The sequence below is a fragment of the Mammaliicoccus fleurettii genome, from assembly GCF_003970575.1.
Classification (GTDB): domain Bacteria; phylum Bacillota; class Bacilli; order Staphylococcales; family Staphylococcaceae; genus Mammaliicoccus; species Mammaliicoccus fleurettii.
In genome coordinates this window covers 1-987 of record NZ_RXWZ01000206.1, presented here as the reverse complement: position 1 = coordinate 987, position 987 = coordinate 1, and the positions used below count along the sequence as shown (strand labels likewise).

Sequence of the window (987 nt, the reverse complement as noted above, 5' to 3'; positions counted from 1 at the left end):
TATAACTTCGAAACATTCGAGTTGTTGAGATAATTCAACCATCTCTTTATCTAACTGTGATAATTGTTGAATCGAATTTTTTAATTGTTGAATTAACAATTGAACTTTCTTTACTAAAAAAGAAGTTTGATTGACATTTGGATAGCTCTCACGTGCTAATTTATATAGTTTTAATGCATAATTTTCTGCTTTTTGAGTAGATAGTCCTTTATCGGTGGACTCAAAAATATTTGAAGTTAGGGTATCAATATCTTCTTGTTGAACAAAATCTGGGTGTGAATAGATTTCTGCGATATTAAGGGCAATGATTGAATAACGGTTTTTAAACAATTTTTCTAGACCTGGAAAGGTTTGATGAAGCAGTTCAATAATCATTATTTTTAAACGATTTTGATCATTTTCGATTTCAAGATGAAATCGAGCACGTTCTCGTAATTCAAAGAAAATATCTTGTTTTGTATTTAAGCTATCCATAGATTTTAAAGAAGGTGCTAAAAGGGCTAATTTATGAGCGTCAGATTGATCAGTTTTCCAAGACCTTAAAGAAGTTGTTTTAAATTTTGCTTCTAAAGGATTCATTTCAATATAATTAATTTGATTAACTCGACAAAATTGAACCATCCCTCTTGAATAAATACCTGTAGATTCAAACACGAGTTGAAATTGGTCGATTTTATTTAAATATTTAAGAAAATGATTATAACCATTTTTATTATTTTGAATTGTAAATTCCATTTGGAATTTATCATCGTGATAATGGGCGATGACGCTTGTTTTTTTACTAATATCAATACCTAGATAATTCACATAAAACCCTCCTTAATTGATTTGAGAAGTTAAACCTTACTGAACCTTTCTCATTTCACTTTCCTATACACGGCTTCAAGAGCCCAACATACTACAAACGAATTTCAAAAGGCGAGAGTAAAGCTGACTTGTTTAAATTACGGATTTAAAATCCAAGAGACCGCACAGTCTACCTCTCTC

Annotated in this window: 1 protein-coding gene; it reads right to left on the bottom strand. The window is 30.2% G+C overall.

Annotated features, from left to right (window positions below; genetic code table 11):
* A partial coding sequence (locus CD129_RS12330; RefSeq protein WP_256681916.1) for an IS110 family transposase occupies positions 1-807 on the bottom strand: 807 nt, incomplete at its 3' end.
* Positions 808-987: the final 180 nt, after the last annotated feature.